Origin of the sequence: Acinetobacter pollinis, from assembly GCF_015627175.1 — a bacterium.
GTDB classification, from domain to species: Bacteria; Pseudomonadota; Gammaproteobacteria; order Pseudomonadales; family Moraxellaceae; genus Acinetobacter; species Acinetobacter pollinis.
On the sequence record NZ_VTDQ01000001.1, the window covers coordinates 46,741 to 73,628 of the forward strand.

A 26,888-nucleotide genomic window follows, 5' to 3' on the forward strand; every position below is an offset into this window, starting at 1 on the left:
TTTTTTTAGTGCGTATTGTCAAGTCAAACAAAATCAAACTCACATACGCTGTAAGTCATCTATAAATATCAATGTGAGTTCAACATGCAAAATGAAATATTAGATACACAAACCCTGTACCTATTGGCAGAATCAGCAATGAAGCAATATGAGCCACAATATCAAGGTACGCTTAAATTGTTGTGTCAGTCTGAAAATGCAACCTTTGTCATTTATACCTCTCATTCTAAATATGCACTTCGTATTCATCGACCAAATTATCATTCTAAGGAAAATATAAATAGTGAATTACTTTGGCTCGAAGCACTCAATAATGAAGGCATATCTGTACCAGAACCTATTGCAAATCAAAACAATGAATATGTACTTACACTCTGTTGTGCACCAAACATTGAAAGACATGCCGTTTTATTTCATTGGGTTCAAGGTGATATGCCAACAACAGATGTTGATCCTCAAGCATTCAAACAACTGGGTTCTATTACTGCTCAACTACACCAACACAGTAAAATATGGAAAAGACCTGAACAGTTCAATCGTATTGTTTGGAATCATGAAACAATGATTGGTTCAGAAGGACACTGGGGAAATTGGGCAAGTGTAAGCAGTTTAACTGCTACAGATAAACTGGTAATTCAAGAAACTGTCTCTCAAATTGGACATCAACTGAATCAGTTAGATAAATCTCCACAATATTATGGACTTATTCATGCAGACTTGCGACTTACTAACCTTTTATTAAAAAACAATCAGGTCGGTGTAATTGATTTCGATGATTGCGGTTTAAGTTGGTTTATGCATGACTTAGCAGCCGCCCTTAGCTTTAATGAACACTTACCTAATGCACCAGAATGGGTAGATCAGTGGTTAAATGGTTACGAAAAAAATGCTCATATTAGTCAATTAGAATATGCCCTCATTCCAAGTTTTATTATGCAAAGACGAATTCAAATGTTGGCATGGACAGGTTCACATGCATATACGGAAATGACAAAAAGTTTAGGAAATGAATGGGTTAATGAAACCATAAGATTATGTAAACAATATTTAAAAAGTGACAATGCGATGCCACTAGGTGCAGCATAAAATATACTATGAATTGGTATATATCTTGCTTTATTCACTACAGATAAAGACAAGAGCATCTCATTATGATTTATATGCGCCCAATTGCAGAGACTTCCCATTTTGAAACCCAATCTGGGAATCTAGGGGTGTTGGCTGCTGCTGCAACAGGTCTTAATGAATTCATTTTACACAAAGGAGCAGATGCAGCCTATATCTTTGATACCAATGGTGTTCACCCAGACCTATTAAACAGTCCTACGCTAAGCATTCAATTACCTAATTATTGTCAAATGCTTGAACAAGCTGCCTTTCTTTCTGGATGTGATAATTTCGGGCTTGAATATGGCCAACAGTTTCAACCTAAGTCCTTAGGACTGATTGGCTATATTGGGTTATGCTCTCCAGACTTAGCATCAGCACTCAGAAATATCGCAAATTACTTCCATTTTCACCAAAAAGATACACTAATGCAATTTGTCGAGCATCAAGATTGTTGGCGCATTGACTATCAAGTACAGCACGGTGCCATACTATGCAGACGACAGGATGCAGAACTTACTTTAGGTATGCTTATGAATGTCATTCGTGGTGTATTGGGACAAAATTACTCACCACGGGCTGTTCATTTTGAACATTCACGACCTATTCAATGGCAGGAACACCGTAAACTATTTAATGCACCTGTTTACTTTGAGCAACCTTATAACTCCATTTTAATTAAAAAATCTGATACTTATGTCAAAATGCCAGATGCCGATCCAATTTTGCTCAAAGTCATTCAAGATACTTTAAAATTATTAAATCAAAATCAGCAACGGCAAGATATTGTTAATCAGACACGTTCACGCATACAAATTTCATTGAGTAAGGGAGAACCATGTTTAGATCGTATTGCAAATGATCTTCATATGTCGACTACCTGTTTCATACGTAAACTTAAAAGCGAAGGCACAAATTTTACAAAACTGGTTGACAGCGTTCGCTGTGAAATGGCTGAAAACTATATTAAACAACCTCATATACAAATTTCAGAGATTGCATTTCTCTTAGGTTATTCTGAATTAAGTGCATTTTCTAGAGCATTTAAGCGATGGTTTCATATTACCCCTAGGCAGTGGCGTCACTAATTTTTTTTACCCAGTCAATGAAACAGCGTGAAGCATGAGAAAGATTTTCTCGACTTGAGTAGTACAGATAAAATGGCTCATGTGGGTACTAGTATTGATTTAAAATAGGCTGTGGTATTTTCAAATACAGACTACTATAACAAAGAACTTCAAATGATTGATGTTTAATGAATAGATCTATGCTGTTCTAACCATGTCTGAATATAGCTTATGGTTTTAGATAAAGAATGCCCCATCATATACATATGATCTGCACCCTGCAAAAGAATATAAGTTGCATGCTTGTATTTTTTTGCAGTGGCCTTTGCAATTGAAGACACGACAACCTTATCTTCACTGCCACTAATTACCAAAACTGGTGCAAATAATACTTTCGTATCTACATATGCAGCTTTTTTAGCGTCAAAAAACCATAAAGCCATTTCAGCATATGCTCGCCCCGATTCTGCAACCAGATGATTATAAAACTGATCTCTCACTTTCTGAGTCTGTAAATTCATACAATACCGATCTAATGTAGTTTTGTTCGGCATAAGAGGCTTTTTCCAAAACTTCCACTGTATAAAATGTTTATAAAAGGCCTGAATCATCGTGGGATAAAGTGCATATATCCCAGCCATGGGCGCAGGACCCAATAATATGAGTCCATGACACCGCTCAGGTTCACGAGCAACCAAAAGTTGTGCGATTAGACCTCCAAGCGAATGCCCTAATATATAAACAGGTTCGGAAAAAGTACGAAGTAAAGCAACCAAGTCATTCACATAATCTGTGAGACTCAAAGAAGCTATTTTTGTTGCGCCTTCCACTAAAGGTAAATCATGGTATCTTAAATTAGGTGTATATACAGTTAAGCCTAAAGATTCCAATGCCTCAATGAAGTCACTGCCCCAGCTGTTTCCATTACACCATGTACCATGAATTAATATTATTAATTTTTTATTCTTCATTTTATGTGTTCTCTAAAAACTTAAAAAAGAGTCCGTAGACTCTTTTTTAAATTGCTGTAATTGCAGAATAGCTTAAGGGCAACGAAAAGCTCATTAAAATAATAGATGCGGTACGCTGTAAATTTTGTTGATTTAACCAAGCAATTTTATTTGATACCAATACAGAACCGACGCAAATCCAAAAAAATGCAATTGGTAGAATAAGCATTATGAATGCTGACATATGTAAACCATAAGTAGCTAAACTTGTCCAAGCCGCCTGCGGAAAAATTGCCGAAGCAAATAATAATCCTTTTGGATTTAAGAGTGTTGCAACAAATAAAGTTTTAGGTGTAATTGTAGGCTGTGTAAATTCTTGACTGACAGATGAAGTACGCCATAATTTAATGGCTAAATAAAAAATATAACATGCGCTAATCAGTTTCAAAACAGCAGGTAACCATGGTACGGTCGCTGAAACAGAATGTATTAGAACACCCCATAGGGAAATAGACATGAGATAACCCAATGCCTCAGAAGGAATTAAGTTACAAGATTTTTTAATGCCACTATAAATACCAGACGAGGCTAGTAATGTATTTGTTGGGCCGGGAGTCAATAAAATTGTGACCACCAAACCAATAAACAATAATGTAATCATACGATATTTTTCGTTATTGGATTGTTATTATTAATCACTGAGTTGGTATCTTTTGTCGAGCCTATAAATGTAAGAAAATATATAAAATAATCTTTTCCGCATTATTTTTTAGTACAAAAAAATAATAATTTACTTATATATCAATATCTTATTTTTTTAAAAAAGATATTCTTTTAAGTAAAAGCAATCCACGTTATCAATGAAGATTGCTGTCATCAGTTGAATAAAAATAAAGCAAAATTCAAATATCAGATGATACTTTCTGCACATTTCCGAGATATATTTATTACACTAATCAAACATTCTCACATTAGATAACGTCTGATCTAATGCATTTACTAACCAATCAATATCACTATATTGAAATGCAAGTGGTGGACGTAACTTCAATACATTTCCATGAGGTCCCGCTACAGAAGTCAAAATATGATGTTGATTACGTAACTCTTCAATGACATTCAATGCGAGTTTTTTATTAGGTTTTTTGTTATTTCTATCTGTAACTAACTCAAATCCTATAAACAAGCCAGCACCCCGTACATCCCCTATGCATTCATGTTTGTTCATTAAATACCTAAGTTCTTTCTTAAGTACTGCTCCAACCTCTTCGCTATGCTGTTGTAATTCCTCTTCCTGTATAACATCTAAAACAGCTTGTGCTGCAGCCATAGATACAGGATTACCTCCGAATGTATTAAAATATGGAATTTGATCGCTAAATGCAGATAAAACCTCATGTTTGGCAAATAGTCCAGACACCGGAATACCATTTCCCATTGGTTTCCCTGTTGTTATGATATCTGGTACAACGCCATGGCGCTCAAAGCCCCAAAATGCATCCCCAGTTCGACCAAAGCCTGGTTGAACCTCATCAGCAATAAAAACACCGCCGTTTCTATGCACAACATCTACTGCTTGTTTCAGAAAACCAATCGGATGAGACATTACACCATCAGATGAGAAAATAGAATCGGCTAGAAATCCTGCAAACTGAATTCCATTTGCACGCATATCGTCAATTTGTCGTTGTATTTGATCTGCAAACCAATGTCCAAGATCTTCAGTAACAATGCGATATTGATCTGGTGCAGGTACACATCTTGTTGTGTTGGCCAATACTTGTCCTGTGCCCAAAGCAGGTGAACATCCAGAAGTTAACTCACTGGTACCATGATACGATTCTTGCGAAACAATAATACCAGTCCCTCCTGTATATTCACGTGCCACACGAATGGCTAAATCATTTGCTTCAGAACCTGTACACATATACATTGCTCTATCTATCTCAGAAGGCATTGTTTTTAATATATTTTCGCTGTAGCTTAAAATATTTTCATGTAAATATCGAGTATGCGTATTTAAACATTGCATTTGTGCAGTTACAGCTTCAATAACACGTGGATGGCAATGGCCAATACTTGCAACATTATTATAAACATCAAGATACTTCGTACCTTTTGCATCCCACAAATACTGTCCCTTTCCTTTCACAAGATGTACGGGATTTCTATAAAATAAACGATAAGATTCGCCTAATACCTCACCTCTCTTTTCTGTTAATGCTTTTGTTTCATGATCAAGCGCAGCGGCATGCTCAGCTCGAAAACTATTTGTATCCATAATTGTTGATCGTGTAACCATCGAGTTCACCTGCTGTCACTTTAGATTGTTTTTCAATCATTCCAATATAAATATAGTTTTAATAAAATGCAATAAAATACACAAATACTTTTTTATACACAAAAAAGATCGATTTTATGCTGTAGAGACAGTATGATTTGCAGTAGATATTTTGAGATTTTGAAAATTATGCTACAACAAGAACGGCAGCAAAGAATTCTTGGACTTCTGTCTAGCTTAAAAAATCTAAGCACTGAACGTGTTATGCAAGAATTAGACATCTCTAGAGAAACTGCCAGAAGAGATATTGTAGAACTAGAAAAACTAGGTCTACTCAAACGGGTTCATGGTGGTATTACATGTCTAGATGAAGTAACTGCTGAAGCACCTTTAACGATTCGTCAATCACAAATGGTTAAAGAAAAAAGAAATATTGCGCGTGCAGTGTTACAGCATTTAAAACCTGGACTCACTATTTTTTTAGATGCGGGTAGCACAACTTCTATTCTTGCAGATGAACTAAGATATTTTTCAGGCCTAACAATCATTACCAATAGTTTGCAAGCTGTTTTTAATTTAACGGTGGCTAATCAAGACAACACTACCGCAAAACATGAAATTATTCTTTTGGGAGGAAAAATTTTCCAACGGCCTCAAACACAAGGTGAGCAAGTGATTTCAGAAATTCAGCGCTACTATGCCGATATCGCTATTTTATCTCCTGTTGGCATCCATCCTAAACATGGTGCTACCAGTTTTTCTTCAGATGAAGCTGAAATTGCAAGAGCAATGATTAAGCATAGTAAAAATACATTTATCTTAGCAGACCACACAAAAGTGGGCACAGTTAGTCGAATTAACTATGCAAAACCCGAGGAAATTTCTACTTTATTTACAGATGCTGACATAGATTTAAATACACAGTTTAAGTACGTTGTCTCTGTATAATCTTGCATAAAAAAAGACCATACAAAGGTGTATGGTCTATAAAATGGTGGCTATGACTGGACTTGAACCTGTGACCCCAGCATTATGAGTGCTGTGCTCTAACCAACTGAGCTACATAGCCGAAACTGTTCGCGAATTCTATGTTTTAAACTATAAATAGTCAATACTTTTTTAAAAATCTGTGAAGTGAGCCTATAAGCCGGGTTCTGTCGAGAACGATCATTCCTCTAGGCGTATAATCACTCATACGCTCAAGCGACCTACCCGAATCCAGTATGGGCCATACCTATGTGGATTCCTATTTGGTCTTGCTTCAGGTGGGGTTTACCATGCCATGTACTGTTACCAGACATGCGGTGCGCTCTTACCGCACCCTTTCACCCTTACCATATAAATATGGCGGTCTACTCTCTGCTGCACTTTCCGTTGGCTTACGCCACCCAGGCGTTACCTGGCACCTTGCCCTATGAAGCCCGGACTTTCCTCCCCTATTTTAGTCACGAAGACCTTAATAGCAGCGACCGTCCAGCTCACTTCGGCGCACATAGTACCAAATCTTATTCAGAATTGCTCGTATTTTTTTGATCAATTAAACGATGATATTTTGCAAGTAAAGTCTCTTCACTTTCTTCATGCTCAGGATCTTTAGGAATACAGTCTACAGGACAGAACAACTGACATTGTGGCTGGTCATAATGCCCCACACACTCTGTGCACAAGGCAGGATCTATTTCATAAATTACATCACCCAGATAAATTGCCTCATTGGGACACACTGGCTCGCAGACATCACAATTAATACATTCATCTGTAATATATAATGACACTTTAAGTTACCTTCTATCCATATTTACGCTTGAATGCATGAACAACATGTTCAGGTACAAATTTAGATACATCTCCATCTAAACGTGCAATTTCCCGAACCATCGTAGAAGAAATAAAAGAATATTGTTCAGACGGCGTCAAAAAAACTGTTTCAAATCTTTGATCTAAGGTTCTATTCATATTTGCAAGTTGAAATTCATATTCAAAATCTGAAATGGCTCTTAAACCACGTAAAACTGCCGTTGCCTTTTGCTCATTAAAAAAGTTAACCAGTAATCCATCGAAACCAATGAATTGGATATTATCTAAATGAGGAAAAGACGCTTTAGCAAGTGCTACACGCTCCTCTAAAGAAAATAATGGCTTTTTATGGTGCCCTACAGCGATTGCAATTACGACCTCATCAAACATCTTTGATGCTCTTACAACCAAATCTATATGACCTTTTGTAATTGGATCAAATGTTCCCGGATAAATAATACGACGCTTAGACATCCAAACTGTACTCAAATTTTGTCATATGAAATACTATTCTATCAAAAACTTGATTTTTAGAGAATGGACACCATAACCACAACAGCAATAAACACTTCACCTCGCCTGAAGTTTACGGCACAATAGATGCAGATTTGGAATATATAGATTATGGCGAACGTAAAAGTAGTTAAAAAAAATAATGGCGGTACAATTGCTCAGAACAAACGTGCCCGCCATGATTATTTTATTGAAGAAAAATTTGAAGCAGGCCTTTCTTTACAAGGTTGGGAAGTAAAATCCTTACGTGCAGGACGTATGAGTCTTGTAGAAAGCTATGTCATTTTCAAAAATGGTGAAGCTTTCCTCTTTGGTGCTCAAATCCAACCGCTTCTTTCCGCGTCTTCACATGTTGTTCCAGAAGCAACACGCACCAGAAAGCTTTTGCTCTCTCGTCGCGAACTTGAAGTACTCATGGGTGCGGTAAATCAGAAAGGCTACTCATGTGTACCTTTAGCAAGCTATTGGAAAGGTCATCTGGTTAAACTTGAAATTGCATTGGTCAAAGGAAAGCAATTGCACGACAAACGTGCCAGTGAAAAAGACCGAGACTGGAAACGCGATAAAGCAAGACTGTTTCATAAGTAAAAATAAAGCCCTCATCTGGGGCTTTATTTTTATTTAGTCAAACCATAGCTAGTCTTTTATTCTTTGCAAAGTTAATGCAATGTACTCACCAAACCAAAGTGCTGTTTTTAGGTCTCCTTCAGGTGGTGTAATATCTACAGGTGCATTATCGGACTGGGTCATTAACCCTAAATGACTTGCTAAACGATTCAAATCTGAAGTTGAATGGCCCTTAGAAAGTAAAGGTAGGCCTGTCCATAGCATTCCATGTTGCATAGCAAATAGATTAATCTGTTGTAAAACGGAAAGCTTATCGCCACTTAAACCACCCGAATTAGTAAATCCTGCTGCCATTTTACCCTGCCATGCTCTTGACATCCATCGTTTAGAAGTACTGTCCATAAATACTTTAAAAGGTCCTGAAACACTACCCATGTATGTAGGTGAACCAAAAATAATGCCATGTGACTGATCAAGTGCATCCCATTGAATATCTTCGATGGACATCAAAAAAACTTTCACACCCATCTTTTCTGCACCTTTTGCAATATAACTCGCAACTCTTGCAGTATGCCCATATGGACTATGATAGACGATGGATAAAGTTTTTGTAGATGTCGGCATATCGTTTAAATTTAATTTATAAGACGATATGATCTTAACACGAATGAATCACTTATTCATAAAAGCAAACGTGGCCATTCTTCCTGTTTTTGCTTGTCGACGATAAGAGAAATACTTATCAGATTCAGTAAACGTACATGCCTCACCACCTAAAATATGTTTTACGCCATAAGACTGTAAAATATATTTTGCAATCGCATAGAGATCTGCATACGTTTTATCGGGATTCTCTTTTGTTTTAAATGCAAATTCGACATTATATTTTTGACAAAATACGTCTTTTACTTCTAATCCGACTTCAAAACAGTTTTGACTAATACATGCCCCAAGCCATGCCCACGTTGGAGGGTTGTTCATTTGATTAATAGTATTTTCGACAATACCTTCTACAAGACCACGCCAACCCGCATGTACATTTGCGATTTCTTCGTTACTACCAAAAATAATAGGTAAACAATCTGCAGTCATAATCATCAATGCATGATTTTGTTGCTGAGTAACCAAACCATCCCCAACTAAAGGTAATAAATTACTACTGCTTTCATTTACTACATGACAGAGTGTGCTATGGGTTTGTTCTAACCATGTCATTTTATGAACATTATATTGGCTTAATAAAGACATTAAAGCCATACGATGGGTGTGAACACGTACATTTTCATCACCCACATGCAGTGCAAGGTTAAACCCTTCCAATTCTGACACACAAGCAGTTAAACTTTGCAAATAAGTGCGTTGCGTTTGCCCTACATATATACCTTCGGGAAGTCCTTGAACAAATTCAATCAATTGAATTACTCCGTATATATTTAAACGCGGTTAAAGAAATACCAAATAATTTGATAGTTCTTTAACCATCATACACATTTAATATGCTTTATTTTCCTCGCGAAGAACTGTAACCAAAGTATTAAAATCTTCTGGCCAAGGTGCTTCAAATAACATTTCTTCTTGCGTTCTTGGGTGAATTAGACCCAACTTGGCAGCATGTAACGCTTGACGACGAAATCCTCTTAATGTCTCAGCCAGACGCTCAGATGCACCTGCAGGTACACGCACACGGCTCATATAGACAGGATCACCAACTAAACCATAACCGATATAACTAAAATGTACTCGAATTTGGTGAGTTCGCCCTGTTTCTAATTGTGCTTGTACACGAGTAAAATTTTGGAATCTTTCTTTTACATTATAGTGTGTGACTGCGTCTCTACCACCTGGGAGTACCGCCATTTTTATACGATCGACTGGATGACGCTTAATCGGCTCATCCACTGTACCGCCAGCAATCATATTGCCGTAGACAATTAAGTCATATACACGATACACCGATTTTCGAGCCAATTGTCTAGATAGGGAAAATTGTGCTTCTAAAGTTTTTGCAACAACCAACAAACCAGATGTATCTTTATCAATACGATGTACTAAACCTGCACGAGCAAGCTCTGCTGTTTTAGGTGCATAATGTAAAAGCGCATTCACCAACGTACCCGACGGATTTCCTGCCCCAGGATGGACAACCATTCCAACAGGTTTATTAATCACCAAGATATCATCATCTTCGTAAATAACATCTAAAGGAATATCTTCTGGTGTACTACGTGTTTGTGGCTCAAGTTCAACCTCTAAGGTCAGGCGTTCGTGTCCTTCACAGCGATATTTAGGTTTTATTTTGTTTCCATCTACCAGTAAATAGCCATCTTTCATCCATTGTTTTAACTTTTCACGGGAAAAATCGGGCCATACCGTTGCAGCAGCTTGGTCTATACGTAGACCTAAATACTGTTCATCCAACTGAAATTGCAACGATAAATGTGTTGCAGTTGTAGAGGAATTATGATTATCTGCATCATCAGTCTCTTCAAGTAAGTTGAAATCTGTTTCAGTGCAATTAGAATGAGAAGAATTTATCGAAGTCATTTGGCTCATTAGAACAATTAATGGTTTAATAGTGCCATTGTAGCTCATTGCCCGTATTAACTGAGGAATTTTTATGTCGCTACCACGTTATAAAGTTACGATGCTTGCACTTTCTTTAGGCATAGCTTGTACATTTGTGGGCTGTAGCAGTAATCCATCAAAAAAAGAACTTGCCGATTTAGGCCCTAAAGTTAGTGAAGAAACCTATTACAGCGCTGGACAAACTGCCCTAGACAAAGGTCAATACAACGAGGCAGCAAAGAATTTTCAAGCGATTGATACATACTTCCCAACTGGCGCGCGTATTGAACAAGCTCAACTTGATCTCATCTACGTAAAATTCCAGCAAAAAGATTATCCAGGTGTGGTTTCAGCATCTGAACGTTTTATTCGTTCGAATACAGATGCACCTGAAGCAGACTTAGCATACGCATATTACGCTCGTGGTGTTGCTAACATGGAGCAAAATTACGATGGTATTATTCGTTATACGTCACTTAAACAAGCACACCGTGATGTAAGTTACCTGAAACTGGCTTATCAAAACTTTGTAGATTTCATTCGTCGTTATCCTTCTAGCCAATATGCAGTAGATGCCGCAGAACGCATGAAATTTATTGGTCAAGAATTAGCAGAACATGAAATGGAAACTGCTCGCTTTAACGTAAAACGTCAAGCATGGGTAGCAGCCATCGATCGTAGTCAATGGATTTTAGAACACTATCCTGAAACGCCACAAATTCCGGAAGCACTTGCAACTGTTGCTTATAGTTATAATGCACTCGGCGATCAAAAAACTGCAAACCAATATATTAATGTATTGAAGTTAAACTACCCGAACCTTATTAAAGCCAATGGAACGGTTAACTTAAAAGCAGCTCGCCATGAAGGCAGTTTCTTGAACCGTGCAACCCTAGGTATTTTTGGTCGTGGTGAAGAAAATGCCGTTAAAGGCAGTCAAAAGCAACCTACAGAGGGTACAACACGTAGTTTAACTAATCGTCTAAGCTTTGGTTTACTTGACCGCCCAGATCATCATGAAGCAGTTACTCCAGTTACACCTGCTAAAACGGAAGTCCAAGCACCAAAAACAGTAGATAACGAAATGCCAAAACGCAGTTGGTTAAATCGCTTATCTTTTGGATTGATCGATAAATCTCCTACTGTAAATTAATATTTAAGAACAATCCTTATAAAAGGTAAGCAAACGCTTGCCTTTTATTTTTTGACAACAGAAAATTTGCTAAACTCTCATTTCTACATTCGTATAAGCATGTATCCATTCTATGGCAATTCCACAGCATACTATTGATCAAATATTAGATCGTATCGATTTAATTGATTTAATTGGACAGCGCGTAAAACTAAAAAAAACAGGAAGAACCTATTCTGGATGTTGCCCCTTTCATCAAGAAAAAAGTCCATCTTTCCACGTTTATCGGGATAAACAGTATTATCATTGCTTTGGTTGCCAAGCCAATGGAAATGCCATACGTTTTCTCATGGAATATGAAAACAGAACTTTCCCAGATGTCGTTAAAGAATTGGCAAGTCTTGCTAGCATTGAACTACCTAAAGACCAGTTTGATGCAAAAAAACCAACCTATAAAAAGAAAGCTGTTCCACAAGAACCCTCTACACCGAGAAGCTTAGATCCAAAAAATAATTCCAGTGAAACATCTCATTTTCAAGCAGATCCTGACCCCTTTGAGTTCATTGAACCTGACTCTTCTGAAATATTTATACCTTTTGAAGAACCAGAGGGTAACTTGTATGACTTACTCGAAAATATTGCGCAATATTATGAACAACAATTAACACAACACCCACATGCTCAGCAATACTTTCAACAGCGTGGTTTAACAACACAAACCATTCAAAACTGGCGTCTAGGTTATGCTCCAGAGGGCTGGCAGCATCTTGAACAAGCTTTTCCAAGAGATATTGACGGTATTAAACAAATCGGTTTAATCCGTACCAGTGACACAGGAAGAGATTTTGATTTACTTCGTGATCGCGTTATTTTTCCAATACGAGATCATAAAGGTCGTGTGGTTGGTTTTGGGGGACGTGCCTTAAATAATGACATTAAACCTAAATATATTAACTCACCAGATTCTGAGGTTTTTCATAAAAACCAATTACTCTATGGACTGTATGAAGGTAGTAAAAATAAAGCAAATGATTGGTTAATGGTAGAAGGATATATGGATGTTATTGCTTTAAGTCAAGCTAACATTCATGGTGCTGTGGCAACACTAGGAACTGCAAGTAACACAGACCATCTTAATCTATTATTTAGAAGAAACCACCGTATTACCATTGCATTTGATGGCGATAGTGCAGGCCAAAAAGCTGCACGTCGAACTTTAGAGATTGCTTTACCTCTTTTAAACGATGGTAGAGAGTTAAAGTTTTTTATCCTCCCACCTGAACACGATCCAGACTCTCTGATTCGACGTGAAGGAGTTGAAAAATTTAAAGCACTTTGGGAGGCCTCTCCCTTACTTTCAGATTTTCTTTATGTTTTACTTAGCCAAAGTTATGACATCTCTACCCCTGAAGGTAAAAGTCAGGTCATGGGTGAACTAAGAAACCTCACCAACCTACTCCCACAAAAAGGGTCATATCGTTACCTACTCACACAATCTTTTCGTGAAAAACTCGGGTTAGGCAGAAGATTTACGCCTAAAGTGAATAACGATGCAGCCCTATCTTTTAATATTCAAACACGTGTTGAAGACTATGCAATCGCTCTGCTGATTAGCCATCCATTCTTATATCAACAGTTTACAATATTACAAGAGCATATTCCTGAAGAAGAATTACTTGCAGATGTTTTAAATATTTTAGATAAGCTTTTTCCAAAACTCCCTGAAGACCAAGATGCCTCTTTATATTATGTGTTAGGCGCAATGACTCAATATCATTATGTAATTTTAGATTTATTAGAACGAACGAATATTTTCAGCCTCATTGATTCACCAGAGAAGGCTTTCAATCTTGCTAAAGAATATGTACTTACGCTACAAGGTATTTATTTGCGGAAAAAAATGAAAAAACCACAGTCCTTAAAAGAATCTCAACACTTAAGAAAACAATTAAATGAGCTTACTAAGCAAATTAGCTTACAGCTCTTACAATCTTAGACTATTTAGGGCAAGACTATCTTGCCCATTTTAATGATAATATTCTAACTCAGTGAAAAAACTGACGATACTTATTACGCATAACTTTTTGCACGTTAATTTTTTTCATCTGTTCAAGTAAAGTATGATGTTCTTCAAATTCACCATCAAAAACTCCAATTGAAATAGAAGGTATGCTTAGCTTAATTTTTTCAGGAATTTGATGCATAGCATGATGTGCTTTTTCATTTAACTTAACAAATACATCGTGCTGATACATACGACCATGACGAATCATTGGTAACTCAGATGCTTTAGCGAATAATTCATTCATATTAATATGTTTCATTTTTGGCTCCTTAATACCTTTTCTATTGCGAAATAGAAATCTTAAATTAGCGTTTTAGACGATATAAAATCTGCCAATTTTAAGGTTTTTAAGATTTTATAATTCGTTTGTTTTATTATAATCAGATGATTTTTTATGCCAATATGAAAAATATCAAGAGAGTCCACAATTAAAAATAATTATTATAAAATCAAATAATTGGGAGAATATTAAAAAATGACTCTTGCGTTCACATTATAATGTTGACTTTAAACATGTAATAATTTGCCCTCTAAAAGATAATAGACTACCTTAGTGAGGTTTCTTCGGTAGTCTATTATTTGCCAATACCTGCTGTAGATTTTCTTTCATCCAATCGAAATATTCGGGATCATTTTCTTTGACAGCTTCTCTTAATAATAAAGAGGTTGGATGCAATAATTTTTGTGTTAAACGATGTGAGAAGTCTTTTAAAATCTGTTCTGCATCGCCACCAGATTGAAGCTGATGCAACGCCAATGCAAGCTCTTGTTGCTGAGCATGATGTCCTGCATCTCGATATGCTGAAATAACACCACCAGCACGCTTCACTTTCTGTTGAGAAACCAACTGAGTAGCCAGTTGATTTACCATCACTTCCGCTTCTACCGCAGCTTGACGGCGTTGAGCGAGGTTTTCATCAATGACTGTCTGTAAGTCATCTACACCATATAAATAAACACCATCTAAATTCTCTACCTTGGGATCAATATCTCTAGGCACAGCCAAGTCGACCATAAGCATTTGTTGGTATCTACGTTTTTTTAATGCAGATTTCACTTCCTTATAATCAATCACCTGATGCAAACTTCCTGTACAGCTTGAAATAACATCTGCACGATATAAATGATCTGCTAATTCTGAAAAAGGAATAATCTCTACATCTACAAATGTAGAGATTTCAGATTTCAATTTCTCTGCGCGCTCAACACCACGATTACAAATAATAATCTTTGCAACACCCATATCTGCCATATGTTTTGCCACTAGACTATTCATCTCACCTGCTGCAACCATAAGCACAACCAGTTTTTCAGGATGACTAAACACTTGATGTGCCAACTGTGCAACTGCATAACCCATTGAAACAGCATGGCTTCCCACTGCAGTTTCAGAGCGCACTCGTTTAGCTGCGTAAAAAGCATATTCAAAAATGCCATTTAAATGAGAAGACACTGTTCCCGCTTCCTTAGCAAGAGAAAGTGCACTTTTTACTTGCCCTAAAATTTGAGGTTCACCCAACATTAAAGAGTCAAGTCCGCTTGCAACACGCATTAAATGGGAAACTGCCTGAATGTTTTCATAGCGATATACATGATTAAACAATTGATTTACATCAATACCATTGGTTTTAGCCAACCAACTTAATAAAATGTCTACATTTTCAGCATGTGCATAAATCTCAGTGCGGTTACACGTTGAAACCACAACAAGATCATTTAAATCTTCTTGTTTATTTTGTTCAGACAATAAGCTGTTTAAGCGTTCTGCATTAAAAGCAATACGCTCGCGTAAGTCTACAGAGGCGGTATGATGGTTGACACCAAGGGCAAAAAACGTCATGTCGTCATATCATCATTTAACTAAAATTTTGCATGTGTTATTGTGCATCATGAGTGTCATAATAAGCTAAATATTTGGATAAAGAAACTTTGCAGCAAACCATTCGCCAGAACTCAGACCTAATGATTCGGCAATATTCTAACACAATCTTACTGTTAGGTAGCATTGCCTTAGGCATGTCTACAACAAGCTTTGCGCAAAATACGATTCAACATTATAAAACTCTCCCACTTAAACAAAGTCTGACCGCTGAATTTGCACTTAGCTATGACCAACCAGAAATTGCAGTACATAACTACAAACAACTGGCACTACATAGCGAATCTACAATTGCTAAACAACGTGCTTTAGATGTAGCACTAGAAGCAAATAATTTCAATGCAGCGCTTGCAATTGCAATGCATTGGGTACAACAAGACCCTACTGATGTACCTGCTCTATTTTATTTAACACATATCTCGCTCAAAGCACATAAATATGAATTAACAGCAACCACGCTTGATAAAATTTTAAGCATTGATTCTGATGCCGATCTTGCAGAAATATTAACGGGGATTTCTCCAGATAACCCTCACGATCGAGAGGTTCTGTTACACACACTCAGAAATAGTCGCGCACGAGAAAATCCATCTATTCTGGTTTTAATTTCTAGCTTAGAAGCCCAAAATAATGATCTACCACAAGCGCTTAAGGATGTACAAAAAGCACTTAAAAAGAGACCAAACGTAACCAGCTTTATTCTACTCAAAGCAAGTCTCTTAGAGACTTCAGGCAATGAAAAAGCAACCGAAGCTTGGTATGCAAAATCTATCCAATCCCATCGTTACAATTACGAAGTCAGACTAGCGGAAGCAAAATATCTTATCCGTGTAGGACAAGCAGAACTCGCACTTAAAAAATTACAAGCAATTGCACGCATATGGCCATCATCAGATGAAGCTAAGTTCATAGCTGGGTTAACAAGCATCGACCTCAAAAGATATAGTCTGGCTGAAAATTTTTTACTTCAATTAAAAAACTCCCAGCAATATCAAAATGAAGCAAATTACTACCTCGCAATTAATGCTGAACGAAAACAACATTATGAAACAGCCATGGCCTATTATAGACTAGTCGATGGCAGCTTATATACCGTTTCTAGACGTAACTTAATTAGTATTTTTGATAAAATAAATCGGTTAAGTGATGCTTTAAGGTTTTTGACTCAAGAACGAGTAAATTATCCACAATACGCAAGTTTTTTATATCAATTACAAGCAGATATCTTAAAAAAAATGCAGAACAAACCTGCAGCAATAGAATTACTTAATGAAGCAATACAAAACTTGCCTGATGATCCAGATCTCATTTATGCACAAGTTTTATTACTCAATCCTTATGAAGATAAAACGCTACTTGAAAAAGATCTTGATCGTTTACTCGAAATAGATCCAGATAGTCCGACCTACTTAAATGCATATGCATACACACTTGCACTTCAAAACAGACGATTATCAGATGCTAGAGAATATGCAGAAAAAGCGATTAATAATGCACCTGACCAAGCAGCTATTTTAGATACCTATGGATATATCGCATTTTTACAAAATGATTTTAAAACAGCCATTCCTGTCTTAGAAAAAGCTTATCTTTTTAATAATAGTCCAAATACTGCTATTCGCTTAGCGCGTGCATTGTACCTAAACAACGAAGGCAAACGGTTTAATACTCTCTTACAAGAGTTACTTATCGATTTCCCAGAAAATAAAGATATTCAACAGTTACAAACCTTAATGCTTCCACAGCAATAACCCATGAGTGATTCGCATCATGCATCTAAGCAATAAATTAAGCCTGTCTTGTATTATGACCACAGTTCTTTTGATGAGTGGGTGCCAGACATATATTCAACCCCAAAAAACGCTACAAAAATCCCCTGAAAATATATTACAAAAAGATACTTTTCAAATTGATGGTAAGATTGGTGTTAGAACGTCTCAACAGTCAGGAAGTGCTTTCTATACATGGTCTCAGCAAGGTAATCATTTCACCATAGACTTAACTGGTGCACTAGGCATCGGGAAAACACACATTGAAGGTTCGCCAGGTCAAGTTACTCTAACGAGTGCAAAAACAGGTACAATTTCCGCAACGTCTCCAGAAGAGCTTCTTGAAAAAGCAACAGGTTGGCAAACTCCAATTACCCATCTTATACAGTGGGTACAAGCAAAACCTGCAACAGTAGAAGCTAAAACGACTCAAGATGCACAGCATCGAATTTCTGAAATTATTGAAGATGGTTGGAATGTCACTTTAATCTATAATGATGACTCACAGAAGCTTCCGAACAAGTTGATTCTAAAACAAAGTTTATCGAATCAGGAAGAAAATCGAATTACTATGGTTATTCAAAATAGGGCTTAAGGTCAACATGATTAATATTCCATCTCCTGCAAAAATTAATCTATTTCTACATATTACAGGTCGTCGGAGTGATGGTTATCATGAGTTACAGACCATCTTTCAACTCATTGATTTATATGATTGGTTATCTTTCACTCAAACCGATTCAGATGAAATTACTATAGAAGGCATGTCTGAAGTTGAGAAACAAGATAATCTTATTTATAAAGCAGCTCAGTTACTCAAACCCTATGCAAAAGTGAATACTGGATTTCATATTCAGATTGAAAAAAATATTCCTACGGGTGCAGGACTTGGTGGTGGGTCTTCAAACGCAGCATCAACGCTTATTCTGCTGAATGAACTTTGGCAATGCAAACTTAAAAAAATAGAATTATGTCGCTTAGCCTTAACATTAGGTGCAGATGTTCCTATTTTTATTCATGGAAAAAATGCATGGGCAGAAGGCATAGGTGAACAAATTACACCCATTAATTTGCCTAAAAAATGTTACATAATTCTTAAGCCTGACTGTTTTATCAGCACCCAACAGCTTTTTTCACAAAAAACATTGACAAGAAACGCAAAGCCCTCTAAATTTTGCGCCTATCAACAACAGCCATCAAGTTTTGGAAATTGTTTTGAGCCTCTAGCGAAAAAACTTTACCCTCAAGTTGATGAAGCAATGCAGTATCTAAATCAGTTTGGAAATGCAAAGCTTACGGGAACAGGTGCCTGTGTTTTTGTTGAAACAACTGAAAGTATGAATTTAGAGTATATTTTAAAACATTCACCATGTAACGCTTACTTGGTAAATAGCTTAGAAGAATCTCCACTTATTCATATTTAAGTTAAATTGTAGGGGTATCGCCAAGTGGTAAGGCAGCGGGTTTTGATCTCGCCATCCGTTGGTTCGAATCCAGCTACCCCTGCCATTATTTTAACCTGAGATTTTTGTATATTAGGGGTATCGCCAAGTGGTAAGGCAGCGGGTTTTGATCTCGCCATCCGTTGGTTCGAATCCAGCTACCCCTGCCAATACAAAAATCATGCTAGGGGTATCGCCAAGTGGTAAGGCAGCGGGTTTTGATCTCGCCATCCGTTGGTTCGAATCCAGCTACCCCTGCCAATTTGATACAAAAAAACATCGTGCACGTTTTTAAACAATGTCATTTTTTCTTGACAAAATTGAATAAAAACTTTAAAGTTTTGCACACATTAGGGGTATCGCCAAGTGGTAAGGCAGCGGGTTTTGATCTCGCCATCCGTTGGTTCGAATCCAGCTACCCCTGCCATATTCTTCTAAACATGCCAACCGCCAAGGGTGCTTCATGCCCAATCTTGTCGTTTTTAGTGGAAACGCCCATCCACAATTCGCTCAAAAAGTTGTAAGCCATTTACATGTGCCTTTAGGCTCTGCTTCTGTTACTCGCTTTTCAGATGGTGAAATCGCTATTGAAATCACTGAAAATGTTCGTGGTAAAGATGTCTTTATCGTACAGCCTACATGTGCACCAACCAACGATAACCTTATGGAAATCTTGGTAATGGCGGATGCCCTACGTCGTGCTAGCGCTGGACGTATTACAGCTGTTATTCCATATTTTGGTTATGCACGCCAAGACAGACGTCCTCGTTCTGCACGTGTCCCAATTACAGCAAAAGTTGTTGCAGATATGCTAACAACCGTTGGAATTGATCGTGTAGTAATGATTGACCTGCATGCTGACCAAATCCAAGGTTTCTTCGATATTCCAGTAGACAACATCTACGGTACGCCTGCCCTACTTGCTGACTTACGTCAACAGCAACATGACAATCTTATGGTTGTTTCTCCAGATGTTGGTGGTGTAGTTCGTGCTCGTGCTGTTGCGAAACAACTTGGTGATATCGATCTTGCAATTATCGACAAACGTCGTCAAAAAGCCAATGTATCACAAGTGATGCATCTGATTGGTGATGTTAAAGGTCGTGATTGTGTCATTGTTGATGACATGGTTGACACCGCAGGAACGCTCTGTAAAGCGGCTGATGCACTTAAACAATTTGGTGCGCGTCGTGTTGTTGCATACGCAACTCACCCAGTTCTTTCAGGTAAAGCAATTGAAAATCTGCGCAACTCAGTCATTGATGAGTTAGTCGTCACAGATACAATTCCATTATCTCCAGAAGCACAAGAACTTGGAAAAATTCGCCAAGTTTCTGTAACAAGCATGGTTGCTGAAACAATTCGTCGTATTAATAACGAAGAATCTATTAGCGCAATGTTTGACAGTTATTTATAATAACTGACTTCTTAAAAACCCTAACCTTACGTTAGGGTTTTTCTATCACTAGATTGGTCGCAAATCTAGTTTTTATTCATTTCAATGAGGATTATCTCATGGCTAAATTAGTATTAAACGCTCAAACACGTGCTGAAGATTTACAAGGGAAAGGTGCGAGCCGCCGCCTTCGTCGTGAAGCACTCGTTCCTGCTATCATCTACGGTGGTGAAGCTGAACCTGTAACAATTACTTTAGAACTTCGCGAATTAACTCGTCTTCTATTAGAAGATGGTTTCTTCACTGAAACTTTAGAAGTTAAAATTGGTGAGAAAACTGAAAGCGTTAAAATCCAAGCTTTACAGCGTCACCCTGCTAAAAATACACCTATGCACGCTGACTTCGTTCGCGCGTAATAGATATAAGAGCGTTTTTTCGTGAATAAAATTTCGCTCATTGTCGGTTTGGGTAATCCTGGTTCGCAGTATGCCCAAACCAGACATAATGCTGGCTTTTGGTTTGTAGAACGTCTTGCCGAACAATACAATATTCATCTCAAAAATGAAGCAAAGTATTTTGGCATTACAGGACGTGGACAAATTCATGGACAAGATGTTCGTCTTCTCCTACCAACAACATTTATGAACAAATCTGGTCAAAGTGTTGTACCTTTCTCAAAGTTCTATCAGATTCCTCCCGAATCTATCCTCATTGCACACGATGAACTCGATATGAACCCAGGTATCATCCGTTTAAAATCAGGCGGTGGTCATGGTGGTCATAATGGTTTGAGAGATATTGTTCCGCATATTGGTGCTAACTTTCATCGTTTACGTATAGGTATTGGTCATCCTGGTTCAAAAGAACGTGTTTCAGGTCATGTACTGGGTAAAGCACCAAGTAGTGAACAAAACCTTATGGATGATGCGATTCATCACGCACTCAGTAAAATTGACTTGCTTGTCGATGGAGAAATCTCCCAAGCAATGAATCAAATTAACGCATACAAACCTTAATCTTCTATATTTTTGAAATAACAGTTTTTCAAGGGAAATTCCATGTTATCACGTCTATTAAAATGTAAGATTCACCGTGCAATCGTCACACATGCAGAACTTCACTATGAAGGATCATGTGCAATAGACGGTACACTTATGGATCTTGCAGGTATTCAAGAATACGAAGAAATACATGTATGGAATGTAACGAATGGAAAGCGTTTTACAACATATGCTATTCGTGGTGAAGATCGATCAGGAATTATTTCTGTAAATGGTGGTGCAGCACATCAGGCAGATGTAGGCGATATTATCATTATTGCAACTTTTGGTAGTTTCAATGAACAAGAAGCGGAATTACATAAACCTAAATTGGTATATGCAAATCCCGATAATACAGTAAATCATACTGCAAACTGTATCCCTGTACAAGTTCTATAAGTCTTCCCATATCTATCAATACAATATGCTTTACAAGAATAAAGCATAAGACACCTCTATAATTGATTGAAATTTTCTAGATTGAGTGTCTATAATCAGACCATATCTCTTCAGGGCGGGGTGTAATTCCCCACCGGCGGTAAACTCTAATAATAGACCAGCCCGCGAGCCTAATATCTAAAATATTAGGCAGATTTGGTGAAACTCCAAAGCCGACGGTTATAGTCCGGATGAAAGAAGATGACGTTCTCAATCTGATTGTATTGACAATATTGTAACGAGCTTATTTCTCAGTCCTGAAATGTTTTCCTACTTCTTATGGAGCATTTCAAATGTCTACGTTAATCGACCCATCTCAATCTTTTAAATCACTTCCTACAGCAAACTCACGTATTCAACAAGCACTTAAAGATATTCAGCAAGGCAAACCTGTTCTTGTTATGGATGACTTTGACCGTGAAAATGAAGCAGATTTAATTATTGCAGCAGATACCTTAACAGTTCCCTGCATGGCACAAATGATTCGTGATGGATCAGGAATTGTCTGCATGTGTATCACTCATGAGCTAGCAGACCATCTAGAACTCCCACCTATGGTTCAAAATAACTCAAGTCAGTTCCATACAGCCTTTACAATTACCATTGAAGCTAAAGATGGTGTAACTACGGGCGTATCTGCACAAGACCGTGTGACCACTATTAAAGCTGCAACCAAATATGGTGCTGTCGCAGAAGATCTAAATAGACCTGGGCATGTTTTCCCTCTACGAGCAAGAGAAAATGGTGTACTCACACGTCGTGGACATACTGAGGCAACGATTGACTTAGCACGACTCGCAGGCTATCAATCTTCTGGTGTTTTATGTGAGTTAACTAATCCAGATGGAACAATGGCTGTAGGACAACAAGTTTTTGATTATGCAGAAAAATATCAGCTTACACTAATTACAATTGAAGAGCTTGTTCAATACCGTATAACACATCAATGTTAATTTGAATTAAGTAGAGTAAAGGTGTAAATAATACTTTACTCTACTCTTCTTCAAGCATTTTTATTAAATTTTTGCCAATACTATTTGCTCTAATCCAAGCTAACTCATAGCTTGCCTTTGCCAAAGTTAATATTCTATTTTCAAAATTATCCCAAAGTGGCTTAACCTGTCGTGCAGAAATACCTAAACCACTTTCTTCAGAAAACTTCTTATTTTTTTCACAAAGTTTTAGTGCATGATATAACTTACGTCCTAATGTAGCTTCTGGTAACAATCGGATCCCCTTTCGTTCCAAAAATAAATCTACTTGTTCTAAGTTCATATGAGGCAATAGTGGGATAAGAACTTTATCTAATTGTTCATCTAAGCGTTTCCATACAGCAAGTTGCTGCGTTGCAGTATAGTTATTCCATTTAATCACTTCATGATTAAAACGGCGGCATCCACGACAAACATGATCACCAAAAACGGTTGAACAACGTCCTGCACATGGGGTTAAAGCAGGTGTATGATGTTCATTACTCAAATTACTCTCTCCAAAACAAATAATAACCCATAATTTTTATATGGATTTCTCGCATATCTATGCATTTCACGCTAAAATATGCGCCTAAAATTTCTATATCTTAATACAATTGGAGTTATCCATGAACGCTACTGTAGAACAGCTTGCACCTGTAGAACAGCAAGCGACCGCAGGTTGGGTTGTTGCAGCATTATATCAATTTAAAGAAGTGGCAAATCCTGCAGATTTGCAACAACGTCTTTTAGATCTGGTAAAAACCGTTAACCTATGTGGAACTCTAATTGTTGCAAACGAAGGAATCAATGGTACTGTAGCTGGTAGCAGAGATGCAATTGATACCATTCATCAATTTTTACGAGATGAAGGTTTTAACACTATGGAATATAAAGAGTCCCATAGCACTGATAAACCATTTCGTAAAATGAAAATTAAACTTAAAAAAGAAATTGTTACATTAGGTGTTGAGGTAAAACCTCGTGATTTAGTCGGTCACTATTTAGACCCAAAAGAGTGGAATGACTTAATTGCTCGTGACGATGTTATCCTTATCGATACACGTAACGACTACGAATATAAAGCAGGAACATTCAAAGGTGCGATTGACCCTAAAACTGAAACTTTCCGCGAATTTCCTGAATATGTAAAGAAAGAGCTTGAGCAACATAAAGATAAAAAAATTGCTATGTTCTGCACAGGTGGTATTCGTTGTGAAAAATCGACCTCTTTACTTCTGCAAGAAGGGTTTAATGAAGTCTACCACCTGAAAGGCGGTGTACTTAAATATTTAGAAGAAACACCTGCTGAAGAAAGTCTGTGGGAAGGTGAATGTTTTGTATTCGACGGCCGTACAGCCGTGAAACACGGTATGGAAGAAGGTGTAAATACCAAGTGTCATGCATGTGGTTGGCCCCTTACACCTGAAGAAGTTGCCGAGCCAACTTATGAGCACGGCGTATCGTGTGTCTATTGCATTGAAAAAACTACAGACAAGCAAAAAGAAGGCTTTCGTATGCGTCAGTCTCAGATTATTGCTGCAAAACGCAAGCGTCTATAAAGACAAAGGCCAACAAGTTTGTTGGCCTTTATTTTTAACTGCCAAAAGCACGGTATAGAAAGTAAATACCTACAAAAAGTAATAAGAAGCTAAAACATTTTTTCAGCATAACTGTAGAAAGTGCATGGGCAACTTTTGCGCCTAGCTTTGCAGTTAAAAAACTCATGACACTAATACCAATAAAGGCATAAATGTGCACATAGCCAATCGCATGATTAATCTGCTGATGCTGTTGATGACCAAAAAACATAAAACCAATCGCACCTGCAATTGCAATAGGTAAGCCACATGCAGCAGACGTTGCAACAGCTTTTTGCATGATTACACCATGCCGATTAAGGTATGGAACGGTTAAAGAGCCACCACCTATGCCAAAAATAGCAGATGCAATTCCAATTACACTGCCTGCTGCAACTTGTTTAGCAGATGATGGAAGTTTTTTTGACGTATCTACTTGTGCTGTAGCACCTGTAAACATTCTGAAGGCAATAACAATTGCAAAGATACCAATAATAATTTGTAAAATTTTACCAGATAGTACATCTGCAATGCCTGCACCTATAAAGGAACCTATAACCAACCCTGGTGCAAGGTGTTTGACCACCTGCCAAAGTACTGCCCCCTTTTTATGATGAGCCATTACAGAGCTGATAGACGTAACGACAATCGTGGCTAAAGATGTTCCTAATGCCATATGCATAATTAAATTTGGATCATAGCCTTGCTGCGAGAAAACCACATATAAGATGGGTACAATAATTAAACCGCCACCAACACCAAATAGCCCTGCAGCAAAACCTGCAATTGCACCAATCATTAAATATATGATTAACTCCATACATATTCCCTATGATGTATTAAAATGGATTCTGAAACTCAAATATTAAAAAGATTATTATCTTTATCAAACCATATACCTGAGGTTGTATTATTAAAACAATCTACTGAATCTACCAATGATGATGTAAGACATCTGGCTCAAGAAGGTATTTCAACTGCACTTGTATGTAGTGAAACACAAACACAAGGTAGAGGCCAACATCAACGTGAATGGCAATCTCCTCAAGGCAACATTTATTTCAGTACACTTGCGCAGACCAATACGCCTTTAGATGGACGATTAGCATTAGAAGTGGCTCTAAATTTATTACACATGCCCTGTCTTTGTCATTTAGACCTTTATATAAAATGGCCAAATGATTTATATAGCACAGAGGGTAAATGGGGTGGAATTTTGGTTGAGCCCATTTCTACACATCAAGCTGTTGTGGGTATTGGTATTAATTTGTTTCCCCACAACTCAATTAAAAACTTAGATCAAAAGACTACCTCATTGACACAGCTTTGCCACCTTGATATTTCTAGAACTGAAATGATCAGTCAAATATATATTGCTGTACAAAATGCAGTGCAATGGTTCAATTATGGTAGTCAAAATCTTTCAGAGCGTTTTAACCATGTTGCTATGTTTAAAAACAAACAAGTCTCTTTTGAACACATACAAGGTGTAAATATAGGTATTTTCAAAGGTATACAATCAGATGGTGCTGTTTGTATTGAAGAAAATGGTAAAATACATCATTTTTATCAAGGCCGTTTACGTATTATGGAAGATACATTATGAGATGTCTGTGGCTCGATATTGGCAATACACGTTTAAAGTATTGGATTACAGAGAATGGAAAAACGCTTGAGCATTTTGCTGAGCTACATCTGCAGTCTCCTGCCGATGTATTAATTGGATTAATTCAATATTTCAAAAGACAAAATTTTAATTGTATTGGAATATCTTCAGTTCTAGATCAACGCAATAACCAACACATTGAAAGAACATTACAACATTTAAAATGTCCTATGCATTTTGTTCAAGTGCACCAGCAATATAAAAAATTTATTTGTGGTTATGAAGATGTTAGTCAACTTGGGATTGATCGTTGGTTACAAATGCTTGCCATTGCAGAGCCAAATAAAAATTATTGCATTGTTGGCTGTGGCACCGCCCTCACCATCGACTTAGTGGAAGGAATGCAACATTTAGGAGGCTATATTCTGCCTAATCTTTATTTACAACGAGATGCACTTATACAAAATACAAAAGGTATTAAAATTCCAGATTCAGCATTTAGCATTTTAGCACCTGGTCATAATACAGTAGATTGCGTACATCATGGTATTTTACTGGGGCTTGTAAGTAGTATTGAAAAAATTATGCAACAAGATCAAACCAAACAATTGGTATTAACAGGTGGAGATGCGCCTTTATTTGCAAATCATCTTTCGACGTATAACCCTCAGGTTGTACCAGATTTACTTTTAAAAGGACTACAAACCTACATCGACTATTAAG

Annotated in this window: 29 protein-coding genes, 5 tRNA genes, 1 other RNA gene and 1 riboswitch; of the genes, 21 read left to right on the plus strand and 14 right to left on the minus strand. The window is 37.3% G+C overall.

Annotated features, from left to right (window positions below):
* Window positions 1–84 precede the first annotated feature (84 nt).
* Together I2F23_RS00205 and qhpR are read left to right on the plus strand one after the other, a co-directional pair.
* Window positions 85–1,086, plus strand: a complete 1,002-nt coding sequence (locus tag I2F23_RS00205; RefSeq protein ID WP_195770597.1) for a phosphotransferase enzyme family protein — start codon at window positions 85–87, stop codon at window positions 1,084–1,086.
* A 65-nt stretch (window positions 1,087–1,151) separates the two neighbouring features.
* Window positions 1,152–2,195, plus strand: coding sequence for an AraC-like transcriptional regulator QhpR (gene qhpR, locus I2F23_RS00210; protein ID WP_195770598.1), 1,044 nt, complete (start codon window positions 1,152–1,154; stop codon window positions 2,193–2,195).
* 164 nt (window positions 2,196–2,359) lie between these two features.
* On the opposite strand, the gene I2F23_RS00215 is transcribed toward qhpR, so the two are convergent.
* From I2F23_RS00215 to I2F23_RS00225, 3 genes are all read right to left on the minus strand, one after another.
* Window positions 2,360–3,145 (minus strand): alpha/beta hydrolase, encoded by a 786-nt coding sequence (locus tag I2F23_RS00215; RefSeq protein WP_195770599.1) that lies wholly within the window; start codon window positions 3,143–3,145, stop codon window positions 2,360–2,362.
* Window positions 3,146–3,191: 46 nt separating this feature from the next.
* Window positions 3,192–3,785 (minus strand): LysE family translocator, encoded by a 594-nt coding sequence (locus I2F23_RS00220; protein WP_195770600.1) that lies wholly within the window; start codon window positions 3,783–3,785, stop codon window positions 3,192–3,194.
* 291 nt (window positions 3,786–4,076) lie between these two features.
* The gene (locus I2F23_RS00225; protein ID WP_195770601.1) at window positions 4,077–5,426 is read right to left on the minus strand and encodes an aspartate aminotransferase family protein; all 1,350 of its coding nucleotides are present in this window, start codon (window positions 5,424–5,426) and stop codon (window positions 4,077–4,079) included.
* A 168-nt stretch (window positions 5,427–5,594) separates the two neighbouring features.
* On the opposite strand from I2F23_RS00225, the gene I2F23_RS00230 reads away from it, so the two are divergent.
* Entirely contained in the window at window positions 5,595–6,353 is a 759-nt protein-coding gene (locus tag I2F23_RS00230; protein WP_195770602.1) for a DeoR/GlpR family DNA-binding transcription regulator, read from the plus strand.
* 44 nt (window positions 6,354–6,397) lie between these two features.
* Here I2F23_RS00230 and I2F23_RS00235 read toward each other — a convergent pair.
* The 4 genes from I2F23_RS00235 to coaD all read right to left on the minus strand — a co-directional run bounded on the left by I2F23_RS00235 (window position 6,398) and on the right by coaD (window position 7,676).
* Window positions 6,398–6,474: transfer RNA gene (locus tag I2F23_RS00235), tRNA-Met, on the minus strand.
* 58 nt (window positions 6,475–6,532) lie between these two features.
* An RNA gene (rnpB, locus tag I2F23_RS00240) (RNase P RNA component class A) lies at window positions 6,533–6,890 on the minus strand.
* A gap of 20 nt (window positions 6,891–6,910) precedes the next feature.
* Window positions 6,911–7,180 (minus strand): YfhL family 4Fe-4S dicluster ferredoxin, encoded by a 270-nt coding sequence (locus tag I2F23_RS00245; protein WP_195770603.1) that lies wholly within the window; start codon window positions 7,178–7,180, stop codon window positions 6,911–6,913.
* Between the two features lie 13 nt (window positions 7,181–7,193).
* Window positions 7,194–7,676, minus strand: coding sequence for a pantetheine-phosphate adenylyltransferase (gene coaD / locus I2F23_RS00250; RefSeq protein ID WP_195770604.1), 483 nt, complete (start codon window positions 7,674–7,676; stop codon window positions 7,194–7,196).
* Between the two features lie 150 nt (window positions 7,677–7,826).
* Here coaD and smpB point away from each other — a divergent pair, with 150 nt between their 5' ends.
* Window positions 7,827–8,303 (plus strand): SsrA-binding protein SmpB, encoded by a 477-nt coding sequence (gene smpB / locus I2F23_RS00255; protein WP_195770605.1) that lies wholly within the window; start codon window positions 7,827–7,829, stop codon window positions 8,301–8,303.
* 48 nt (window positions 8,304–8,351) lie between these two features.
* On the opposite strand, the gene I2F23_RS00260 is transcribed toward smpB, so the two are convergent.
* From I2F23_RS00260 to rluD, 3 genes are all read right to left on the minus strand, one after another.
* Window positions 8,352–8,906, minus strand: a complete 555-nt coding sequence (locus I2F23_RS00260) for a flavodoxin family protein (RefSeq protein ID WP_195770606.1) — start codon at window positions 8,904–8,906, stop codon at window positions 8,352–8,354.
* A 48-nt stretch (window positions 8,907–8,954) separates the two neighbouring features.
* Window positions 8,955–9,692 carry a peptidoglycan editing factor PgeF gene (gene pgeF / locus I2F23_RS00265; RefSeq protein ID WP_195770701.1) on the minus strand — a complete coding sequence of 246 codons (738 nt, stop codon included), beginning with the start codon at window positions 9,690–9,692 and terminating at the stop codon, window positions 8,955–8,957.
* Window positions 9,693–9,773: 81 nt separating this feature from the next.
* Window positions 9,774–10,826 carry a 23S rRNA pseudouridine(1911/1915/1917) synthase RluD gene (gene rluD / locus I2F23_RS00270; protein WP_195770607.1) on the minus strand — a complete coding sequence of 351 codons (1,053 nt, stop codon included), beginning with the start codon at window positions 10,824–10,826 and terminating at the stop codon, window positions 9,774–9,776.
* A 73-nt stretch (window positions 10,827–10,899) separates the two neighbouring features.
* On the opposite strand from rluD, the gene I2F23_RS00275 reads away from it, so the two are divergent.
* Together I2F23_RS00275 and I2F23_RS00280 are read left to right on the plus strand one after the other, a co-directional pair.
* On the plus strand, window positions 10,900–12,000 hold the full coding sequence (locus I2F23_RS00275) for an outer membrane protein assembly factor BamD (protein WP_195770608.1): 1,101 nt from the start codon (window positions 10,900–10,902) through the stop codon (window positions 11,998–12,000).
* Between the two features lie 112 nt (window positions 12,001–12,112).
* Window positions 12,113–13,975 carry a DNA primase gene (locus I2F23_RS00280; RefSeq protein WP_195770609.1) on the plus strand — a complete coding sequence of 621 codons (1,863 nt, stop codon included), beginning with the start codon at window positions 12,113–12,115 and terminating at the stop codon, window positions 13,973–13,975.
* A 49-nt stretch (window positions 13,976–14,024) separates the two neighbouring features.
* On the opposite strand, the gene I2F23_RS00285 is transcribed toward I2F23_RS00280, so the two are convergent.
* Window positions 14,025–14,303 (minus strand): hypothetical protein, encoded by a 279-nt coding sequence (locus I2F23_RS00285; RefSeq protein ID WP_195770610.1) that lies wholly within the window; start codon window positions 14,301–14,303, stop codon window positions 14,025–14,027.
* A gap of 291 nt (window positions 14,304–14,594) precedes the next feature.
* Window positions 14,595–15,884: a glutamyl-tRNA reductase gene (hemA, locus tag I2F23_RS00290; RefSeq protein ID WP_195770611.1), complete on the minus strand. Its 1,290-nt coding sequence runs from the start codon at window positions 15,882–15,884 to the stop codon at window positions 14,595–14,597.
* Between the two features lie 89 nt (window positions 15,885–15,973).
* Here hemA and I2F23_RS00295 point away from each other — a divergent pair, with 89 nt between their 5' ends.
* The 12 genes from I2F23_RS00295 (at window position 15,974) to ribB (ending at window position 22,961) form a co-directional block, all read left to right on the plus strand.
* Entirely contained in the window at window positions 15,974–17,674 is a 1,701-nt protein-coding gene (locus I2F23_RS00295) for a tetratricopeptide repeat protein (RefSeq protein ID WP_195770702.1), read from the plus strand.
* 19 nt (window positions 17,675–17,693) lie between these two features.
* A complete protein-coding gene (gene lolB / locus I2F23_RS00300; RefSeq protein WP_195770612.1) occupies window positions 17,694–18,287 on the plus strand; it encodes a lipoprotein insertase outer membrane protein LolB in 594 nt (197 codons plus the stop codon).
* A 7-nt stretch (window positions 18,288–18,294) separates the two neighbouring features.
* Window positions 18,295–19,116: a 4-(cytidine 5'-diphospho)-2-C-methyl-D-erythritol kinase gene (ispE, locus tag I2F23_RS00305; protein WP_195770613.1), complete on the plus strand. Its 822-nt coding sequence runs from the start codon at window positions 18,295–18,297 to the stop codon at window positions 19,114–19,116.
* A 10-nt stretch (window positions 19,117–19,126) separates the two neighbouring features.
* Window positions 19,127–19,201: transfer RNA gene (locus tag I2F23_RS00310), tRNA-Gln, on the plus strand.
* 28 nt (window positions 19,202–19,229) lie between these two features.
* Window positions 19,230–19,304, plus strand: a tRNA-Gln gene (locus I2F23_RS00315).
* 16 nt (window positions 19,305–19,320) lie between these two features.
* Window positions 19,321–19,395: transfer RNA gene (locus tag I2F23_RS00320), tRNA-Gln, on the plus strand.
* A gap of 91 nt (window positions 19,396–19,486) precedes the next feature.
* Window positions 19,487–19,561: transfer RNA gene (locus tag I2F23_RS00325), tRNA-Gln, on the plus strand.
* Window positions 19,562–19,597: 36 nt separating this feature from the next.
* Complete coding sequence (locus tag I2F23_RS00330; RefSeq protein WP_195770614.1) at window positions 19,598–20,551, plus strand: ribose-phosphate pyrophosphokinase; 954 nt, start codon at window positions 19,598–19,600, stop codon at window positions 20,549–20,551.
* A gap of 98 nt (window positions 20,552–20,649) precedes the next feature.
* On the plus strand, window positions 20,650–20,946 hold the full coding sequence (rplY, locus tag I2F23_RS00335; protein ID WP_195770615.1) for a 50S ribosomal protein L25: 297 nt from the start codon (window positions 20,650–20,652) through the stop codon (window positions 20,944–20,946).
* Window positions 20,947–20,967: 21 nt separating this feature from the next.
* Window positions 20,968–21,546 (plus strand): aminoacyl-tRNA hydrolase, encoded by a 579-nt coding sequence (pth, locus tag I2F23_RS00340; RefSeq protein WP_195770616.1) that lies wholly within the window; start codon window positions 20,968–20,970, stop codon window positions 21,544–21,546.
* Between the two features lie 42 nt (window positions 21,547–21,588).
* Window positions 21,589–21,969: an aspartate 1-decarboxylase gene (gene panD / locus I2F23_RS00345; protein WP_195770617.1), complete on the plus strand. Its 381-nt coding sequence runs from the start codon at window positions 21,589–21,591 to the stop codon at window positions 21,967–21,969.
* Window positions 21,970–22,071: 102 nt separating this feature from the next.
* Window positions 22,072–22,215, plus strand: a riboswitch (FMN riboswitch).
* 86 nt (window positions 22,216–22,301) lie between these two features.
* The gene (gene ribB / locus I2F23_RS00350) at window positions 22,302–22,961 is read left to right on the plus strand and encodes a 3,4-dihydroxy-2-butanone-4-phosphate synthase (protein ID WP_195770618.1); all 660 of its coding nucleotides are present in this window, start codon (window positions 22,302–22,304) and stop codon (window positions 22,959–22,961) included.
* Window positions 22,962–23,001: 40 nt separating this feature from the next.
* Here ribB and I2F23_RS00355 read toward each other — a convergent pair whose 3' ends face one another.
* Window positions 23,002–23,487 carry a DUF1289 domain-containing protein gene (locus I2F23_RS00355; RefSeq protein ID WP_195770619.1) on the minus strand — a complete coding sequence of 162 codons (486 nt, stop codon included), beginning with the start codon at window positions 23,485–23,487 and terminating at the stop codon, window positions 23,002–23,004.
* A gap of 121 nt (window positions 23,488–23,608) precedes the next feature.
* Between I2F23_RS00355 and trhO the strand changes: the two genes are divergently transcribed.
* A complete protein-coding gene (gene trhO, locus I2F23_RS00360) occupies window positions 23,609–24,541 on the plus strand; it encodes an oxygen-dependent tRNA uridine(34) hydroxylase TrhO (RefSeq protein WP_195770620.1) in 933 nt (310 codons plus the stop codon).
* 34 nt (window positions 24,542–24,575) lie between these two features.
* On the opposite strand, the gene I2F23_RS00365 is transcribed toward trhO, so the two are convergent.
* A complete protein-coding gene (locus I2F23_RS00365; RefSeq protein WP_195770621.1) occupies window positions 24,576–25,379 on the minus strand; it encodes a sulfite exporter TauE/SafE family protein in 804 nt (267 codons plus the stop codon).
* Between the two features lie 24 nt (window positions 25,380–25,403).
* Between I2F23_RS00365 and I2F23_RS00370 the strand changes: the two genes are divergently transcribed.
* Complete coding sequence (locus tag I2F23_RS00370; RefSeq protein WP_195770622.1) at window positions 25,404–26,165, plus strand: biotin--[acetyl-CoA-carboxylase] ligase; 762 nt, start codon at window positions 25,404–25,406, stop codon at window positions 26,163–26,165.
* Window positions 26,162–26,887: a type III pantothenate kinase gene (locus I2F23_RS00375; protein ID WP_195770623.1), complete on the plus strand. Its 726-nt coding sequence runs from the start codon at window positions 26,162–26,164 to the stop codon at window positions 26,885–26,887. The genes I2F23_RS00370 and I2F23_RS00375 overlap by 4 nt, the downstream gene beginning before the upstream one ends.
* Window position 26,888: the final 1 nt, after the last annotated feature.

Coding starts and splice junctions, on each gene's coding strand:
- ispE (WP_195770613.1), top strand. CDS start 18,295: ATGATTAATATTCCATCTCCTGCAAAAATTAATCTATTTCTACATATT.
- I2F23_RS00205 (WP_195770597.1), top strand. CDS start 85: ATGCAAAATGAAATATTAGATACACAAACCCTGTACCTATTGGCAGAA.
- lolB (WP_195770612.1), top strand. CDS start 17,694: ATGCATCTAAGCAATAAATTAAGCCTGTCTTGTATTATGACCACAGTT.
- hemA (WP_195770611.1), bottom strand. CDS start 15,884: ATGACGTTTTTTGCCCTTGGTGTCAACCATCATACCGCCTCTGTAGAC.
- rplY (WP_195770615.1), top strand. CDS start 20,650: ATGGCTAAATTAGTATTAAACGCTCAAACACGTGCTGAAGATTTACAA.
- I2F23_RS00370 (WP_195770622.1), top strand. CDS start 25,404: ATGGATTCTGAAACTCAAATATTAAAAAGATTATTATCTTTATCAAAC.
- coaD (WP_195770604.1), bottom strand. CDS start 7,676: ATGTCTAAGCGTCGTATTATTTATCCGGGAACATTTGATCCAATTACA.
- I2F23_RS00225 (WP_195770601.1), bottom strand. CDS start 5,426: ATGGTTACACGATCAACAATTATGGATACAAATAGTTTTCGAGCTGAG.
- qhpR (WP_195770598.1), top strand. CDS start 1,152: ATGATTTATATGCGCCCAATTGCAGAGACTTCCCATTTTGAAACCCAA.
- I2F23_RS00375 (WP_195770623.1), top strand. CDS start 26,162: ATGAGATGTCTGTGGCTCGATATTGGCAATACACGTTTAAAGTATTGG.
- I2F23_RS00260 (WP_195770606.1), bottom strand. CDS start 8,906: ATGCCGACATCTACAAAAACTTTATCCATCGTCTATCATAGTCCATAT.
- I2F23_RS00365 (WP_195770621.1), bottom strand. CDS start 25,379: ATGGAGTTAATCATATATTTAATGATTGGTGCAATTGCAGGTTTTGCT.
- I2F23_RS00275 (WP_195770608.1), top strand. CDS start 10,900: ATGTCGCTACCACGTTATAAAGTTACGATGCTTGCACTTTCTTTAGGC.
- I2F23_RS00220 (WP_195770600.1), bottom strand. CDS start 3,785: ATGATTACATTATTGTTTATTGGTTTGGTGGTCACAATTTTATTGACT.
- I2F23_RS00215 (WP_195770599.1), bottom strand. CDS start 3,145: ATGAAGAATAAAAAATTAATAATATTAATTCATGGTACATGGTGTAAT.
- smpB (WP_195770605.1), top strand. CDS start 7,827: ATGGCGAACGTAAAAGTAGTTAAAAAAAATAATGGCGGTACAATTGCT.
- I2F23_RS00230 (WP_195770602.1), top strand. CDS start 5,595: ATGCTACAACAAGAACGGCAGCAAAGAATTCTTGGACTTCTGTCTAGC.
- I2F23_RS00330 (WP_195770614.1), top strand. CDS start 19,598: ATGCCCAATCTTGTCGTTTTTAGTGGAAACGCCCATCCACAATTCGCT.
- ribB (WP_195770618.1), top strand. CDS start 22,302: ATGTCTACGTTAATCGACCCATCTCAATCTTTTAAATCACTTCCTACA.
- panD (WP_195770617.1), top strand. CDS start 21,589: ATGTTATCACGTCTATTAAAATGTAAGATTCACCGTGCAATCGTCACA.
- rluD (WP_195770607.1), bottom strand. CDS start 10,826: ATGACTTCGATAAATTCTTCTCATTCTAATTGCACTGAAACAGATTTC.
- I2F23_RS00280 (WP_195770609.1), top strand. CDS start 12,113: ATGGCAATTCCACAGCATACTATTGATCAAATATTAGATCGTATCGAT.
- I2F23_RS00285 (WP_195770610.1), bottom strand. CDS start 14,303: ATGAAACATATTAATATGAATGAATTATTCGCTAAAGCATCTGAGTTA.
- trhO (WP_195770620.1), top strand. CDS start 23,609: ATGAACGCTACTGTAGAACAGCTTGCACCTGTAGAACAGCAAGCGACC.